The 14,679-nt window shown below is 71.4% G+C and carries 17 protein-coding genes and 1 tRNA gene; 12 read left to right on the top strand and 6 right to left on the bottom strand.

Annotation, left to right across the window (positions count from 1 at the left end):
* Positions 1 to 216: 216 nt before the first annotated feature.
* Positions 217 to 1,287, bottom strand: a complete 1,071-nt coding sequence (locus BIU96_RS18610) for an NAD(P)-dependent oxidoreductase (RefSeq protein WP_071294091.1) — start codon at positions 1,285 to 1,287, stop codon at positions 217 to 219.
* A complete protein-coding gene (locus tag BIU96_RS18605) occupies positions 1,284 to 2,162 on the bottom strand; it encodes an MTAP family purine nucleoside phosphorylase (RefSeq protein ID WP_254786248.1) in 879 nt (292 codons plus the stop codon). The genes BIU96_RS18610 and BIU96_RS18605 overlap by 4 nt, the downstream gene beginning before the upstream one ends.
* 118 nt (positions 2,163 to 2,280) lie before the next feature.
* Here BIU96_RS18605 and BIU96_RS18600 point away from each other — a divergent pair, with 118 nt between their 5' ends.
* The 7 genes from BIU96_RS18600 to BIU96_RS18570 all read left to right on the top strand — a co-directional run bounded on the left by BIU96_RS18600 (position 2,281) and on the right by BIU96_RS18570 (position 8,093).
* Complete coding sequence (locus tag BIU96_RS18600; RefSeq protein ID WP_071294090.1) at positions 2,281 to 3,534, top strand: molybdopterin molybdotransferase MoeA; 1,254 nt, start codon at positions 2,281 to 2,283, stop codon at positions 3,532 to 3,534.
* The gene (gene moaC / locus BIU96_RS18595; RefSeq protein WP_071294089.1) at positions 3,531 to 4,007 is read left to right on the top strand and encodes a cyclic pyranopterin monophosphate synthase MoaC; all 477 of its coding nucleotides are present in this window, start codon (positions 3,531 to 3,533) and stop codon (positions 4,005 to 4,007) included. Before BIU96_RS18600 ends, moaC begins: the two co-directional genes overlap by 4 nt.
* Positions 4,004 to 4,516, top strand: a complete 513-nt coding sequence (locus tag BIU96_RS18590) for a molybdenum cofactor biosynthesis protein B (protein WP_071294088.1) — start codon at positions 4,004 to 4,006, stop codon at positions 4,514 to 4,516. The genes moaC and BIU96_RS18590 overlap by 4 nt, the downstream gene beginning before the upstream one ends.
* Positions 4,513 to 4,956 (top strand): molybdenum cofactor biosynthesis protein MoaE, encoded by a 444-nt coding sequence (locus BIU96_RS18585; RefSeq protein WP_071294087.1) that lies wholly within the window; start codon positions 4,513 to 4,515, stop codon positions 4,954 to 4,956. Before BIU96_RS18590 ends, BIU96_RS18585 begins: the two co-directional genes overlap by 4 nt.
* A gap of 34 nt (positions 4,957 to 4,990) precedes the next feature.
* Positions 4,991 to 5,572 carry a hypothetical protein gene (locus tag BIU96_RS18580; protein ID WP_071294086.1) on the top strand — a complete coding sequence of 194 codons (582 nt, stop codon included), beginning with the start codon at positions 4,991 to 4,993 and terminating at the stop codon, positions 5,570 to 5,572.
* An 88-nt stretch (positions 5,573 to 5,660) separates the two neighbouring features.
* Positions 5,661 to 6,059: a PLD nuclease N-terminal domain-containing protein gene (locus tag BIU96_RS18575; RefSeq protein WP_083403081.1), complete on the top strand. Its 399-nt coding sequence runs from the start codon at positions 5,661 to 5,663 to the stop codon at positions 6,057 to 6,059.
* A 162-nt stretch (positions 6,060 to 6,221) separates the two neighbouring features.
* A complete protein-coding gene (locus BIU96_RS18570) occupies positions 6,222 to 8,093 on the top strand; it encodes an ABC-F family ATP-binding cassette domain-containing protein (RefSeq protein WP_071294084.1) in 1,872 nt (623 codons plus the stop codon).
* A 14-nt stretch (positions 8,094 to 8,107) separates the two neighbouring features.
* On the opposite strand, the gene BIU96_RS18565 is transcribed toward BIU96_RS18570, so the two are convergent.
* The 4 genes from BIU96_RS18565 to BIU96_RS18550 form a co-directional block, all read right to left on the bottom strand.
* The gene (locus tag BIU96_RS18565; RefSeq protein WP_071294083.1) at positions 8,108 to 8,671 is read right to left on the bottom strand and encodes a hypothetical protein; all 564 of its coding nucleotides are present in this window, start codon (positions 8,669 to 8,671) and stop codon (positions 8,108 to 8,110) included.
* A gap of 58 nt (positions 8,672 to 8,729) precedes the next feature.
* Positions 8,730 to 9,209: a VOC family protein gene (locus BIU96_RS18560; RefSeq protein ID WP_139200150.1), complete on the bottom strand. Its 480-nt coding sequence runs from the start codon at positions 9,207 to 9,209 to the stop codon at positions 8,730 to 8,732.
* A 44-nt stretch (positions 9,210 to 9,253) separates the two neighbouring features.
* The gene (locus BIU96_RS18555; protein ID WP_254786246.1) at positions 9,254 to 10,567 is read right to left on the bottom strand and encodes a D-alanyl-D-alanine carboxypeptidase/D-alanyl-D-alanine-endopeptidase; all 1,314 of its coding nucleotides are present in this window, start codon (positions 10,565 to 10,567) and stop codon (positions 9,254 to 9,256) included.
* A gap of 124 nt (positions 10,568 to 10,691) precedes the next feature.
* On the bottom strand, positions 10,692 to 11,186 hold the full coding sequence (locus tag BIU96_RS18550; protein ID WP_071294081.1) for a MarR family winged helix-turn-helix transcriptional regulator: 495 nt from the start codon (positions 11,184 to 11,186) through the stop codon (positions 10,692 to 10,694).
* 81 nt (positions 11,187 to 11,267) lie between these two features.
* Between BIU96_RS18550 and BIU96_RS18545 the strand changes: the two genes are divergently transcribed.
* The 5 genes from BIU96_RS18545 (at position 11,268) to BIU96_RS18525 (ending at position 14,677) form a co-directional block, all read left to right on the top strand.
* A tRNA-Gln gene (locus BIU96_RS18545) sits at positions 11,268 to 11,339 on the top strand.
* Positions 11,340 to 11,812: 473 nt separating this feature from the next.
* Complete coding sequence (locus tag BIU96_RS18540; RefSeq protein ID WP_139200149.1) at positions 11,813 to 12,607, top strand: hypothetical protein; 795 nt, start codon at positions 11,813 to 11,815, stop codon at positions 12,605 to 12,607.
* Positions 12,604 to 13,080, top strand: coding sequence for a hypothetical protein (locus BIU96_RS18535; RefSeq protein WP_071294079.1), 477 nt, complete (start codon positions 12,604 to 12,606; stop codon positions 13,078 to 13,080). The genes BIU96_RS18540 and BIU96_RS18535 overlap by 4 nt, the downstream gene beginning before the upstream one ends.
* 328 nt (positions 13,081 to 13,408) lie before the next feature.
* Positions 13,409 to 13,864, top strand: coding sequence for a DeoR/GlpR transcriptional regulator (locus BIU96_RS18530; protein WP_083403078.1), 456 nt, complete (start codon positions 13,409 to 13,411; stop codon positions 13,862 to 13,864).
* A 186-nt stretch (positions 13,865 to 14,050) separates the two neighbouring features.
* A complete protein-coding gene (locus BIU96_RS18525; RefSeq protein WP_368072983.1) occupies positions 14,051 to 14,677 on the top strand; it encodes an ABC transporter permease in 627 nt (208 codons plus the stop codon).
* The last annotated feature ends 2 nt before the right edge of the window (positions 14,678 to 14,679 follow it).

The raw sequence follows: 14,679 nt of genomic DNA, 5'->3' as shown, positions 1-14,679 counted from the left end.
CGGTGGTTCGGCGGTCGTTCGGCGGTCGTTCGGCGAGATCGCACTCCGGCGGCGTCCTGGGCGTGGGTGCGCCGCGGAAGTGCGATCTCGCGGTCCCGACGCGGTCCCGACGAGGACGCGGGGGAGCGGTGGACGCAGCGGGTGGCGGACGGGAGGCGCGGGTCGACTCGCCACGCGCCTCCCGTCCGACGGGTGGTCCGGTCCGGTGCCGCGCTGCTACTGCACCGCCGCGCGCAGCGGGGCCGTCGCGAACTCCCGCATGCCGCGCTCGAAGTCCACCTCGGCGCGCCAGCCCAGCTCCGCCGCGATCCGGTCCGACGACGCCGTGACGTGCCGGACGTCGCCGAGCCGGTACTCGCCGGTGACGACCGGCTGGGGGCCGTCGGGGCCGGCGATCGCCGCGGCCATCTCGCCGATCGTGTGCACGACACCGGAGCCGACGTTGTAGGCGCGGAAGGACTCGGACGGCAGATCGGCGGTGGCGGCGATCGACGCGGCGTTCGCCCCGGCGACGTCGTCCACGTGGACGAAGTCACGACGCTGGCGGCCGTCCTCGAAGACCCGGGGGGCCTCGCCGCGGGCCAGAGCCGAGCGGAACAGTGAGGCGACACCGGCGTAGGGGGTGTTCGCGGGCATTCCCGGACCGTAGACGTTGTGGTACCGGAGCGCGACGGCGCGACCACCCGTGGCGCGCGCCCAGCTCGACGCGAGGTGCTCCTGCGCGACCTTGGTCTGCGCGTAGACGTTGCGCGGGTCGAGCGACGCGGACTCGTCGATCAGCCCGGGCACGAGCGGCTGCCCGTCCGCGCCGATCGGGTCGAAGCGCCCCTGGTCGAGGTCCTCGCGACGGCGGGCCGGCGGCCGGACGGGCTCCCCGGCAGAGGTCGTGTACGCGCCCTCGCCGTAGACGACCATCGAGCTCGCGACCACCAGCCGTCCGATGCCGAGCCGGTCCATCCCGGCGAGCACGTGCGCCGTGCCGGCGTCGTTCGACGAGACGTAGTCGGGGGCGTCCTGGAAGTCGACCCCGAGGCCGACCTTGGCGGCCTGGTGGCACACGACGTCGACGCCGTCGAGGGCCGCGTCGAGGGCGATCCGGTCACGGACGTCGCCGTGCACGAACTCGATGCCCTGCTGCTGGTGGGCGAGGACGATCTCGGACGGGTCGCCGTGCACGTCGTCGCGGAGCGAGTCGAGCACGCGGACCTCGTGGCCTTCGGCGCGGGCGCGGCGGACGATCGCGGAGCCGATGAACCCGGCGCCGCCGGTGACGAGCAGGCGGGTCACGCGGTGGCTCCGGTGGTGGTGGCGTGTCCGCCGGCCACGCTGGCGCTCGCTGCGGCGGGCACGAGCTCACGCGGCGTGTAGTCGTCGGGGATCGCGGCGACGATCGAGCCGATGGCGCGGACGATGACCTCGTTCGCACGGGCCAGGCGTTCCATCACCATCCCGTGGGTCACGGGGGCCTCGCCGGCGTCGGCCGCTTCCTGCTCGGTGGGGGCCAGCCCGGCGTCGGCATCGGTCACGAACGACAGGTTCACCGTGCCGATGCCGAGTTCAGCCGCGAGCGGCACCTCGGGCGTCATCGTCATGTTGATGGTGTGGCCGCCGGCCTGGCGCATCCACAGGGACTCGGCGCGGGTCGAGAAGCGCGGGCCCTGGATCACCACGCAGGTGCCCGTCGGCCGGAACGGCACGTCGAGCTGCTCGATCGCAGCGACGGCCACCCGTCGCAGGACCGGGTCGAACGGGTCGGCGAAGGACAGGTGCTGGACGGCGTCCTCGAAGAAGGTGTCCGCGCGACCCCACGTCCGGTCGACGAGCTGATCGGTGACGACGAACGTCCCCGGCGCGTAGTCCGGGTGCAGCCCGCCCACGGCGCTCGACGAGACGACGGCGCGCACCCCGAGCGACCGCAGTGCCCACAGGTTCGCGCGGTGGTTGATGCGGTGCGGGGCGACGGAGTGCTCACGGCCGTGCCGGGTGAGGAACGCGACACGCTTGCCGGCCATCGTGCCGATGCTGATCGGGCTCGACGTGGGGCCGAACGGGGTGTCGACGTCGACCTCGTCCGCGGTGCCCGGTTCGAACAGTTCGTAGAGGCCGGAACCGCCGATCACCCCGATGCCCACGGTCTCGTCCACAGCTCCGGTCGTGGTCACGTCGTTCTCCACAGGTCCTCCGAATGGTCGTCGGCGCGTTCTGCGCGCTGGTTACGCTACTGAGACCGCCCCGGTACGAACCGGGAGCGGCACACTTCCCACCTGTTCGGAGGCCCGCGTGCGAACGATCGGTCAACACCGCGACGTGATCGCCGCGCTCGTCGCGCCGGTCCTGTCCGGCAGACACGGGTCCGACCTGGAGGCACGGGGCATCGATGACCTCGCGACCGATGCCGGGGCCGGACGGGGTCACCGGGTGCTCGGACGGGCCGTCGTCGCACCGGTTCCCCTGCCGCCGTTCGACAACAGCCAGATGGACGGCTTCGCCGTCCGCGCCGCCGACGCGGGGCGCGTCGTGCGGGTGGTCGCGCCGATCCCCGCCGGGCTGGTCCCGCCGCCGCTCGACATCGACACGGCAGCGCCGATCATGACCGGCGCACGGATCCCGGTCGGGGCCGACGCGGTGTTCCCGGTGGAGCGAACCGTGCCGGGCTCCTTCCCCGCGGCGCTGGAGCTCACCGACGTGCCCGTTCCGGACGACCTCGTGGCGGGCACCTTCGTCCGTGGCACCGGGACCGATCTGCCGCAGGGCGCCGAGCTCGCGGCAGCGGGGTCCCCGGTGACGCCGGCGCTCCTCGGCGCGCTCGCATCGGCGGGGGTCGCCGCCGTCGAGGTCGTCCGACGCCTGCGGGTCCTGGTGGTGTCGACCGGGTCGGAGCTGCGGGCAGACGGTGCAGGTGCGGGCCCCGACGGCGCTTCCGCGATGATCGGCGACGCGAACGGCATCGCACTGCGGGCGGCGCTCGCCGAGGTCGGCGTCGAAGCCCGGGCCGTCCGGGTGCCCGACGACGAATGTGCGTTCCTCGAAGCCCTCGACGACGCGGTCGGGGACTGGGCCGACCTCGTGCTCACCACGGGCGGCATCAGCGCCGGGGCGTACGAGGTCGTCCGCCAGGCCCTCGAGCCCCGTGGGCTCGCCGTGACCCCGGTCGCGATGCAGCCCGGCGGGCCGCAGGCGTTCGGCACCGTGACGGTCGCCGGACGCCCCGTGCCCGTGGTCTCGTTCCCCGGCAACCCGGTCTCCGCCCTCGTCTCGTTCGAGGTGTTCCTCCGTCCGGTCCTCGCGGCCGACGCCGGGGTCACGGACGACCGCACCGTCCAGGTGCTGCCATCCGCCGACGCCGCGACCTCGCCCGCCGGCAAGCACCAGGTCCGTCGCGGCCGGGTGCAGGACGGCCGCGTGCACTTCGTCGGCGGTCCGAGCTCCCACCTCCTCGCCCACTACGCCGCCGCCACGCACCTCGTGCACGTGCCGGTCGGCACCGTCACCGTCGAACCCGGAGACCCGTTGACCGTCTGGATCATCCGATGACCGAACCGCAGCTCTCCCACGTCCGGGCCGACGGCAGCGCCCACATGGTGGACGTCTCCGAGAAGGACGTCACCGCCCGCTCGGCCACCGCCACGGCGACCCTCGTCACCCGGCCGGACGTCGTCGCGCGCATCCTCGACGGCTCGCTGCCCAAGGGCGAGGTGATCGGTACCGCCCGCATCGCCGCGATCATGGCCGTCAAGAAGACCTCCGACCTCATCCCGCTCTGCCACCCGCTGCCGATCGCCGGCGTCGAGGTCGACATCACGGGCGCGGGCGACCGGGTCGTCGTCGAGGTGTCCGTGCGCACGACCTCGCGGACCGGCGTCGAGATGGAAGCGCTCACCGGCGCGAGCGTCGCCGCACTGACCGTCTACGACATGGTGAAGGCCGTCGACCGCACGGCATCGATCACGGACGTCCGGGTGCTCGAGAAGCACGGCGGACGCTCCGGGGACTGGAGCAACCGATGACCTCGCAACCGACCAGGGGCCGAGCGGGGGTCGTCGTGGTGTCCACCCAGGCGTCCACCGATCCCGCCCTCGACCGCACCGGACCCGTCATCGCCGCCTGGCTGCGCGACCGTGGTTTCACCGTGGGCGACCCGGTCGTCGTGCCCGACGGCGGACCCATCGCCGAGACGGTCTCGGCCGAACTCCTCGGCGACGCACGTGTCGTCATCACCACCGGCGGCACCGGGGTCACCCCCACCGATCGCACTCCCGAGGCCGTGGCGCCGCTCATCGACCTCGACCTGCCCGGCATCACCGAGGAGATCCGCCGTCGCGGGCTCGCGGGGGCCGGACCGACGGCGCTCCTGAGCCGGGGCGTCGCGGGGATCACGGGTGGCGGGGCGCTGCTCGTCACCCTGCCGGGGTCGCGCGGCGGCGTCGCCGACGGGCTGGACGTGCTCGACGGCCTGCTCGACCACGTGCTCGCCCAGGTGCACGGCGAGGGCCACGCGCCCCGGAGCGCGTCGTGACCGGGGCGGCCCCCGCCAGCGACCGTGTCGTGCTCGCCGACGTCGTCGACCGCTCGATCACCGTCGACGAGGTCTCGGCCGTCGTCGCCACCGACCAGGACGGCGCCGTGGTGACCTTCGCCGGTGTCGTCCGCGACCACGACGGCGGCAAGGGCGTGAACGCGCTCGACTACGAGCGGCACCCGAGCGCCGGTGAGGTCATCGCCGCGGTCGCCCGTGACATCGCGGAGGCGCACCCCGAGGTCCGCATCGCCGTGCTGCACCGGGTCGGGGCGCTCGGCATCGGGGACGTCGCGCTCGCCGCAGCCGTGTCGTCGCCGCACCGGGCCGAGGCCTTCGCGGCGTGCGGTGCCCTGGTCGACCTGGTGAAGGAGCGCGTGCCGATCTGGAAGCACCAGCGCTTCGCCGACGGCACCGACGAGTGGGTCGCGGCCCTCTGACGGATCCTCACTCGACGTGGTTGAGTCGGACCCGATGACCGACACCGCACCGCAGGCCGAGTGGCGATGGACGCTCGCTGAGCACCAGGCACGCCTGGTGCTCAGGCACCCTGCTCCGCGTCGCCCCTCGCTCCCGGTGGTCGCCGTCGTGCTGGCGGTCGCCGTGGTCGCACTCGTGGGGACGGCGCTCGCCTCCGCACCCGACTCCACCGGCCGTTGGGTGTCCGCGATCGTCGGCACGAGCGTCGGGGTCGTGCTCGTGTTCGTGGACGTCGTCCGCACCGTTCGTGCACGGTCGCGGCACCCGGAGCTGACCCCGGTGACGAAGCACCTGACACCGCGAGAACGGTCCGCGGTCCAACGGGTGATCCGCGGGCGCGTCCAGGCCCCGGCGGACCGCGTCGACGTCGTCCGCGCGTCCGCGATGCAGACGGCCGGCGGCCTGACGATCCCGGCCGCGGCAGGGCAGCTGCTGGTCTTCACCGGGATCGCCGTGTCCGGCGTGACCTTCTGGCCCCTCTACGCGGTCGTCGCGACGCTCTGGGCCGTGCCGGTGGTCGTCGCGCTCCGCGACGTCGCGCTCGCCCGGCGGTACCTCGATCGAGCACCTGTGTGACCCCGCAGGAGACCGTTGCCGGATCGCAACCGCGGCACGCGTTCGGGGCGTAGCGGCGGCTCGGAGCCGATCCATAGACTCGCTGCTCATGAGCGTGCTGCTGTACGGGGCCTCGATCGTCCTGTTGGTCTTCGCCCTGATCGACATCCTCACCAAGGGCGCCGACCAAGTGCGCGGCCTCCCGAAGGTCGCGTGGGTGTTCCTGGTGATCCTGGTGCCCGTCGTCGGCAGCATCGTGTGGTTCGCCGTCGGGCACGACTGGGCCCCCGGTGACCGGAACCACGGCCGCTACCTCGAGCCGCGGCGCCACGAGGACCAGTACGCGAGCCTCGGGCACGCCCGTGCCGCCCACGGTGACAACCGCGTCACCGTGACCGAGCAGGAGCTCGCCGAGCTCGAGCGCGAGATCGAGTACTGGGAGGCCCAGGCGCGACTGCGCCGTGCCAAGGAGGCCGCCGGCGAGGGCGAGCCGACCCCGGGGAGCTGAGCCGCGCCTCCAGGCCGCCTGCCCGGCACCCTGTCCGCGTGACGAACCACGCGTCTGACGTCGCGCCACCCGCCAGCGTCGGTTCGATGTCGGAAACGTGGCTCGAAGCCCACCAGAGCGCCACCGCACCCACCCGCCCGCCCAGCCGCCTACCCTTGACGGGTGGCACATCTCCTCGGCGCCGAGAACCTGCATCTCGAGTTCCCCACCAAGGTCGTCTTCGACAGCGTCACCCTCGGCATCGACGAGGGTGACCGCATCGGTGTCGTCGGTCGGAACGGCGACGGCAAGTCGACGCTCCTCGCCCTGCTGTCCCAGCGACTCGAGCCGGACGGCGGGCGGGTCACGCACCGCCGCGGTCTGACGGTCGGGTACCTCGACCAGCGCGACATCCTGCCCGCGGGCGAGCTCGTCGGCAGTGTCGTCGTCGGCGACCGCGAGGAGCACGAGTGGGCGGGTGACCCGAAGATCCGCGACATCATCGGCGGACTCGTGTCGGACATCCCGTGGGACGTCAGCGTGGACGAGCTGTCCGGCGGGCAGCGTCGCCGCGTCGCGCTGGCGCGGCTGCTGGTCGGCGACTGGGACGTCCTGTTCCTCGACGAGCCCACGAACCATCTCGACGTCGAGGGCATCCAGTGGCTCGCGGAGCACATCAACCGCCGCTGGTCGTCGAACCAGGGCGGCATGGTGGTCGTGACGCACGACCGATGGTTCCTCGACGCGGTGTCGACCGACACGTGGGAGGTCCACGACGGCATCGTCGACCCGTTCGAGGGCGGGTACGCCGCCTACATCCTGCAGCGCGTCGAGCGCGACCGGCAGGCCGCGGCGAGCGAGCAGCGCCGGCAGAACCTGGCCCGCAAGGAGCTCGCGTGGCTCCGCCGCGGCGCCCCGGCCCGCACGAGCAAGCCGAAGTTCCGCATCGACGCGGCCAACGCGCTCATCGACGACGTGCCGCCGATCCGCGACACGGTCGCGCTCGCGAAGACGGCGACGGCGCGCCTCGGCAAGGACGTCGTCGACCTGCTCGACGTCAGCGTCTCCTTCGACGACACCGAGATCCTCGACCGCATCGAGTGGCGGATCGCACCGGGGGAGCGGACCGGCATCCTCGGCCCGAACGGCGCGGGCAAGTCGACGCTCCTCAACCTGGTGTCGGGTCGGCTGCAGCCGACGAGCGGCCGGGTGAAGACCGGCAAGACCGTGCAGGTCGCGGTGCTCGACCAGCAGCTCGCCGACCTGGCGCAGTTCGCGGACGACCGCGTCCGCGAGGTCGTCGCGCGCAAGAAGACCAGCTACGTGGCGGACGGCAAGGAGATGACGCCGTCGCAGCTGCTCGAGCGGCTCGGCTTCACGTCGGAGCAGCTCTCGACGCCCGTTCGCGATCTCAGCGGTGGGCAGAAGCGCCGGCTCCAGCTCATGCTCATCCTGCTCGACGAGCCGAACGTGCTCATCCTCGACGAGCCCACCAACGACCTCGACACCGACATGCTCGCCGCGATGGAGGACCTCCTCGACACCTGGCCCGGCACCCTGCTCGTCGTCTCCCACGACCGGTACCTGCTCGAGCGCGTGACCGACCAGCAGTACGCGGTGCTCGGCGGGCACCTCCGGCACCTGCCGGGCGGCGTCGACGAGTACATGCGGCTCCGGGCGGCCGGCACCGGTGGCGGGACCGCGTCAGCGGCTGCCGCCGCGTCTGCCGGGAGGCCCGACACGGCAGGCGGGACCGGTTCGGCCGGTGCCACGGCCGGTTCCAGTGCGTCGGCTGGTTCCGGCGCATCGGCCGCGGCGGCCTCCGGCTTGTCGGGTGCCGAGCGCCGGACGGCCGAGAAGGAGATGTCGGCGCTCGACCGGAAGATCGCGAAGGTCGGTGCCGACCGGAAGAAGCTGCTCGACGCCTTCGCCACGCACGACCAGTCGGACTACGCCGGGCTCGGGGCGTTGCAGGCGGAGCTCGCGGCGCACGAGGCCGAGATCGAGCAGCTCGAGGAGCGCTGGCTCGAGGTCGCGGAGTTGCTCGGGGTGTAGCGGGACCTGCCGGCTCAGGCGCCGGTGCAGCCGATGTCGGACTCGTCGTGGCCCTCGCCGATACCGACGCCGAAGGACTCCGGGTCGGTCACGGTCCGGATCGTCCCGAGCGGTCCGACCGTGGTCGCGACCAAGCCGTGGACACGCCCCGCGTCAGCGCCGTCACGCAGGACGATGCGGCCGACGACGTCGAGTTCCCCGTGGGCCGGCACGACGAATCCCGAGTCGACCGGAACCGTGGGGCCGTACTGGCGTGGCAGATCTGGCTTGGTGGTGACGATGAGTCCAGGGCTGTCGGCACGCGGACTCGTGGCGATGGCGAGGTGGGAGAGCGTGACGCGATGCACGTCCACGGCTCGGACGTCGCGCACCCGCACGCCCCGTCCGGTGTCGTTGCGGAACGACGTGAGGAACCACGCCGAAGCGGCGGTCGCGTCGTCCGGGTACGTCCCGCAGACGCCACCACCGAGGGCCTCCGTCGACAGCGCGCCGCCCGGTGTGATCGCCACCCCGAGACCGACCGCCAGCACGACCGCCCCGACCGTGCTCGCTCCGAGGATTGCCCGCCCGTGGTCCACGTCGCCACCATAGGGCACGGTCAACGCAGCTGAGCATCCCCCGTTCGTGCCGTCGGTGCTACTCGACGGACTCGGGGTCGACGTCGTCCTGCGTGCCGCTGTCCGACGGAGCCGCGTCCGCGGGGTCGCCGCCGCCGGGGTTCGCGACGACCTCCCACAGGTGGCCGTCCGGGTCTTGGAAGAAGCCGGAGTACATGCCCCACGGTCGCGTGTACGGCGCCGCGAGCATCGTCGCACCCGCTGCTCGTGCCCGGTCGAGGAACGCGTCTGCAGCCTCGCGGGAGTCCACGAAGTGCCCGATCGTGCTGCTCGGCTCGTTCGCCAGGCGGACGCCGCCGTCCTTGGCCATGTCGTCCCGGCCGTAGACGCTCACGATCAAGCCGTCGTCGAGGGTGAACATCGCGGTGGTGCCGCCGGCCTCGGTCTCGGTGGCGGGGTACTCGGTGCCGATCACCCCGCTGCCGTCGATGCCGAGCAGGGCACGGTAGAAGTCTGCCGATCGTGCGACGTCGGCGACGGCCAGGGTGATCGCGTGCATGCGCCGGAGCGTACCGCCGTCGCGGGCTCCCCGCACCGTGCCGGTCAGCCCGCGTTGCCGCCGCAGCGCCACAGGGCGGCCGCGAGGGTGTCGATGTCCTTCCGAGCTGTCGGGTCGGCGGTGCCCTCGGCGAAGACGGTGAACGCGATCCGGTCGCCGCCGACCTCGTCCGTGACGCCGGTCAAGCCGAACATGTCGTCGAGCGTCCCGGTCTTCCCACGGACGTGACCGCGGGCGTCCGCGGCCGCACCGGTGAAGCGCCCGTGCTCGGCGAGGGTGCCGGTCTTCCCGGCCACGGCCAGCCCCGCGTCGACCGGAGCGAGTCCGTGGCGGTGCTCGGCGACCGTCCGCATCAGCTTCGTCAGGGCCGACGCCGACACGCGGTTGTCCGGGCTGAGCCCGGACCCGTCGACCAGCCGGAGGCCGGTGGTGGGCACGTCGACGTGTCGGAGGGCCTTCGTCGTGCCGGCTTGGATCGCGTCGAACGACCGGCCGGTGCCCTCCGCGACGGCGACGTGCCGGGCGAGCACCTCGGCGAGGGTGTCGTCCGAGTGCGTGAGCAGCGTCCCGACCAGGTCCGCCACCGTCGCCGAGCGGACGGAGCCGAGCGCGGTCGCACCCGACGGCACCCCGACCGAGGTCGTGTCGACCCGCACGTCCGGACCGAGCAGGGCGGCGAACGCCGACGCCGCCCGAGCGACCGCGGCCGTGCCTCGGAGCGAGTACGCGTCAGTGGGGTCGTCCCGATCGCCGTCCACCATCAGGGCGGTGATGTTCGAGACGCTCCCGCTCGTCCGCGCGCTCTGCGTCCAGGTCGGGTGCCACGCCGGACCGTCGAACAACCCGGTGTCCACCTGCACGACGTCGATCGGACCGGGGTGCGCCGCGCGGACCTGGCGTGCGAGGTCGTCCAGGTGGGGAGCACCCGGGTAGACGCCGTCCTGCCCGCTCGGCAGCCGGCTCAGCGTGGGGTCGCCACCGCCGACGAGCACGACGCTCCCCGGGGTCGAGCCAGCCACCACCCGGGTCGTGAAGCGGCGGTCCGGGCCGAGCGCGCTCAACGCCGCGGAAGCCGTGAGGAGCTTCATCGTGCTGCCGGTCTGCGTGGGCTCGTCCCCGCGCACGGTCAGGACGGACTTGCCGGTGCGCACCGAACGGGCGTCGAGGAACAGCTGGCCGGTGTCCCATCGTCCGGCGAGCGACTCCGCCGTGCAGCGCGCGTCCGCGGCGGTCGCCCGGTCGTGCGAGCTCCCGATCGCCGCGGTGGCCACCGCGATGCCGCCGACGACCAGTGCGAGCACCGTCGCGAGCGCGATGGTGTGCGGGTAGCGGCGGAGGATGGCGCGGGCTCTGTTCACCCGTTCATCGTCGCGGCGGACACCGCTCGTCGGCATCGGCCGCTGGACCGAAGGGAGGGTGCCCCGTTCGTCCTGCCGGGTGAAGGCGGGCGGTCAGTCGCGTCGGGAGCCGAACGCGGTGCGGTCAGTCGCCCAGGCCGAGGATGAGTCGGCGCAGGAGGCCGGACAGCTGGTCCTGCTCGGTGTCCGAGACGCCGGCGAGGATGTCCCGCTCCGCGGCGAGTAGGTCCGCGATCGCGGCATCGACCGCCCTGCGCCCCTCGCTCGTGAGCGAGACGAGGATGCCCCGGCCGTCCTTCGGGTCGGTGCGACGGGCCACCAGGCCCCGGGCCGTCAGGCGGTCCACCCGGTTCGTCATCGTGCCGCTCGACACCAGGGTCTGCTGCAGGAGGGTCTTCGGACTGAGCTCGTACGGGTCGCCCGCCCGCCGGAGCGCCGACAGGACGTCGAACTCCCACGGCTCGACGTCGCTCTCGTCGAACGCGGCGCGACGCGCGCGGTCCAGGTGTCGGGCGAGCCGGTCGACCCGGGACAGCACCTCGAGCGGCCCGAAGTCGAGGTCGGCACGCTCACGTCCCCACGCAGCGACGATGCGATCGACCTCGTCCTCCTGCGGCATCCCACCATCTTGGCCGAAGCGAGGGCTGCACGGCCAACCTCGTCGGCATGGGAGGATGGTCGGGCACTCCGCGGGGTGTGTTCCGCCTTGGTGTAATGGCAGCACGACGGCCTTTGGTGCCGTTAGGTCCGGGTTCGAATCCTGGAGGCGGAGCTCGGGGCCGATCGGTCTTGCAGGATTCCTGGACGGTGTTTTGCCTGCGTTGACCTCTGGGGCTGCCAGTCGACGTCTCCGCACCGCTTTGAACGGCTTTCTCGCTCGTTCGTGAGCTCGAGTTCACAGAGCGCAAGCGAGTCTGTGAACGACGAGCGCCCCTGGCCTGTTTCTCGGGCAGGGGCATCGGCTCGGTTATCGAGCGAAGCCAGTGAATGCTCAGTTCGGGTGGGCGGTGGCGCCCAGCCGTGGACCTCGTCGATTGGGACTACTGGCAGGACGCTGGAGCGGCTGCCTTGACTGTCGCGGAGCTGTGTGCCAGCTCGACGGAGTTACCGGCGCGTGATCAAACGTGCGGGCAACCGCCGTTCTTTTCTGCTCCACAACTGGGGTGTCTAGCGCCATTGCTCCAACCACTACGTTGAGGAAAACCACAGTTTCGACGGACGCTCAAGAAAGAACCACACCCCACCATGATCTCGAAGCAGACGCTCGCGTCGGCCGCACTCGGAGGTGTAGCTCTCCTCCTCCTCGCTGGCTGCAGCACGTCCTCCACCTCCAATGTTGCAGCAGGAACCGTTGGCGGGTCCTCGACCGCCTCACCAACTCCCACGTCGGCGACGGTCGCTGCCCTCCCCTTCAACGCCGGTGGATACCTCGCTGGGAACGCAACGCCGAAGGTAGCCGGCGGCGACGCAGGGAAGGTCTCTGTCGTGACCACTGCGCCGCTGAAGCCAGACGGCATCGGCGGCGGCACCTTGGCGTTCGCCTTCCGCAACAACACCACGGCGTCGATCTCCCACGTGGACTTCACCGGGACAGCGTCGGCCAGCGGCAAGGTCGTCGCCAGTGGCTCGAGCCAGGACACTGTCCCAGCGCAGGTGAAGCCGGGAGAAGCCGGCTTCGGCTACATCTACTTCGAAGACGTGTCGTCCGTGCCGGACTCCGGCGTGCAGTACGACTTCAAGGCATCGACGTCGCCAGCGGACACCTCCTCGTACAACTCGGCACCGCTCACCGTCACGCAGGCCGACAACAACGGAAAGTCGATCATCGGTACCGCGGTGAACAAGACCGGTAAGCCCCTCACCGGGCCGTACTCGGTCGGGATTTACTGCTTCAGCGGCGACACGCTGACCACATCGACCCTCGACTACGCCACTGAGACCGGAGACATCGAGGCGGACGCGACCGTCTCGTTCAGTCACGACCTGTTCGAGACACCGTGCGACACCTTCACTGTAGGCGTCTCGGGGTGGTTCCAGTGAAGCGGCTGATCGCTCCGATTGCCCTTGCCGCCACCTTGGCTCTCACAGGGTGCAGCGCGACAAACCCGGCTGACGCACCTGCACGGGACGCCGCCACTCCGTCCAAGACCACTACATCGACCCCGACGCCCAAAGCGGTCGTGATTCCCGACCTGGCCGGCGACTGGAAGCAGAACAACTCGGCGAGCGATGACGGTTGGATGACCGCCGCCATCTCTGGCAATACCATCACGGCCAACTTTGTCACCGACAACGGCGACACCACGTCACTTTTCTGGGTTGGCACCTTCACGCCTCCGACTGACGACACCACGCGGTATACCTGGACGTCAACGCGAGACACCGCAGCGACCGACACGGCGCTGCTGGCATCGACGGATGCGACGAAGGACTTCACCTACGAGAACGATGAGATCAGTTTCCCTGTGAGCATCGCAGGTAGCACCGCCACCGTTCGGCTGTCCAAGCAGTAGAACGCGAGTGGCGGTCCTCCGTTGCGACGCGGGCCTCTGGTTGCGCGGGCATTTGGTCGGACACCTTGCCGATCGGTGATCACCGACTTGAAGCGCCGTTGACTTTCGGGTGGACGGCGCTTCTTGTCGGGCCTCCGCTTGTCGGATCTATCACACCTCGTCCTGCGGCCCATAGGTCGGTTGTACCGAGCTCTGACGAGAAGTTCCGGCAGTCAGCGTGCGAGCTGGACGCTTGAAGACGGGATGAGCGGTCGGCACGGCCCGACCCGCTCTCGCCGAAGCGGTCCGCGAGCGTCGCGCTGTGCATGGCAAGAGCTAGGAGCGCGGGGTGCTCGTCCACCTGCTTGAACAGCCCGCCGACGACCAATCTCTGTATCGGTCCACCACCAGCGTCGGGGTCATCACCGACATGGCCGACCGCGACGACGTTCGGCTCGTCATGCTCGGGGGCGAGTACCGGGCACTGAGCAACGGGTTCGTCGGTCCGCTGACGGAGGCCGCGCTCGAGTACCTGACGTTCGATGCCGCGTACCTCGGTGCGGACGCGGTGTCGCCGGAGCGCGGGCTCTGCGAAGCGGACCTCGGGCAGATCCGTCTGAAGGAGCTCATCGCTCGCCGTGCGGAAGCGGTCTACGTCCTCGCTGACTCATCGAAGCTCGCGCAGTCCGAGTTCCACGCGTGGACCCGGCTCGGTGGCGGTTGGACGCTGATCACCGACGACGGCATCACGTCGGACCTGATCGACCGCTTCCGTGCAGCGGGCGTCACCGTGATCACCGCCTGATCGCCGAAGCCGTCCGGTCAGGACCGCCCTGCGCGGTTATCCTGATGGCGAGGCAGCGGTCCTTCCGGACGCACGAACCCCACCCGCGGGCTGTCCGACGAGGATTGGGATGCCGACCTGAACTGGATCTTCGCGAACTTCGGGCTCATCTGGAGCCTCACCGTCACCCACACGGCGCTCGCCGCGGTGCCCGTCGTCCTCGGGTTCGTCATCGCGGTCCCGTTGGGCTGGGTGGCGAACCGCTGGCAGGCGGTCCGTTCGGTCATCGTCGGCGGCGGCAGTCTGCTGTACACGATCCCGTCGTTGCCGCTCTTCGTGATCCTGCCGTACCTGCTCGGCACCCGGATCACGGATCCCGTGAACATCGTCGTCGGGCTCTCCGTGTACGCGGTCGCGATCATGGTGCGGCTGGCGACGGATGCGTTCGCCGCCGTCCCGGTGGACGTCGTCGACTCGGCCACCTCGGTGGGCTTCTCCGCGTGGACGCGGTTCTGGTCGGTCGAGTTCCCGCTGGCCGGCCCCGTCCTGCTCGCAGGCATGCGGGTCGTCTCGGCGAGCACCGTCGCCCTGGTCTCGGTGGGGGCCCTGGTCGGCTCCGCGAACATCGGGTTCCTGTTCACGGACGGCCGACAGCGGCAGTTCCTCGAGGAGATCCTCGTCGGAGTGGTGGCGAGCCTCGTCATCGCACTGGTCTTCGACACCGTGCTGGTGGCCATCGGACGCCTGCTGATGCCGTGGTCGCGTCGGACCTCGCGGCGGGTGCGCCGGTCGCGGCGACGAGCGGCGTTGACGACGATCGAGCGGGGGGCCTGACC

Origin of the sequence: Curtobacterium sp. MCBA15_008 (genome assembly GCF_001865065.1) — a bacterium.
Taxonomy (GTDB): Bacteria; Actinomycetota; Actinomycetes; order Actinomycetales; family Microbacteriaceae; genus Curtobacterium.
This window is presented reverse-complemented; position numbering and strand designations above follow the sequence as displayed.

Bases quoted from the DNA above. Each gene is read 5' to 3' on its own strand.
- moaC (WP_071294089.1), top strand. From the start codon at position 3,531: ATGACCGAACCGCAGCTCTCCCACGTCCGGGCCGACGGCAGCGCCCAC.
- BIU96_RS18590 (WP_071294088.1), top strand. From the start codon at position 4,004: ATGACCTCGCAACCGACCAGGGGCCGAGCGGGGGTCGTCGTGGTGTCC.
- BIU96_RS18580 (WP_071294086.1), top strand. From the start codon at position 4,991: ATGACCGACACCGCACCGCAGGCCGAGTGGCGATGGACGCTCGCTGAG.
- BIU96_RS18575 (WP_083403081.1), top strand. From the start codon at position 5,661: ATGAGCGTGCTGCTGTACGGGGCCTCGATCGTCCTGTTGGTCTTCGCC.
- BIU96_RS18560 (WP_139200150.1), bottom strand. From the start codon at position 9,209: ATGCACGCGATCACCCTGGCCGTCGCCGACGTCGCACGATCGGCAGAC.
- BIU96_RS18550 (WP_071294081.1), bottom strand. From the start codon at position 11,186: ATGCCGCAGGAGGACGAGGTCGATCGCATCGTCGCTGCGTGGGGACGT.
- BIU96_RS18540 (WP_139200149.1), top strand. From the start codon at position 11,813: ATGATCTCGAAGCAGACGCTCGCGTCGGCCGCACTCGGAGGTGTAGCT.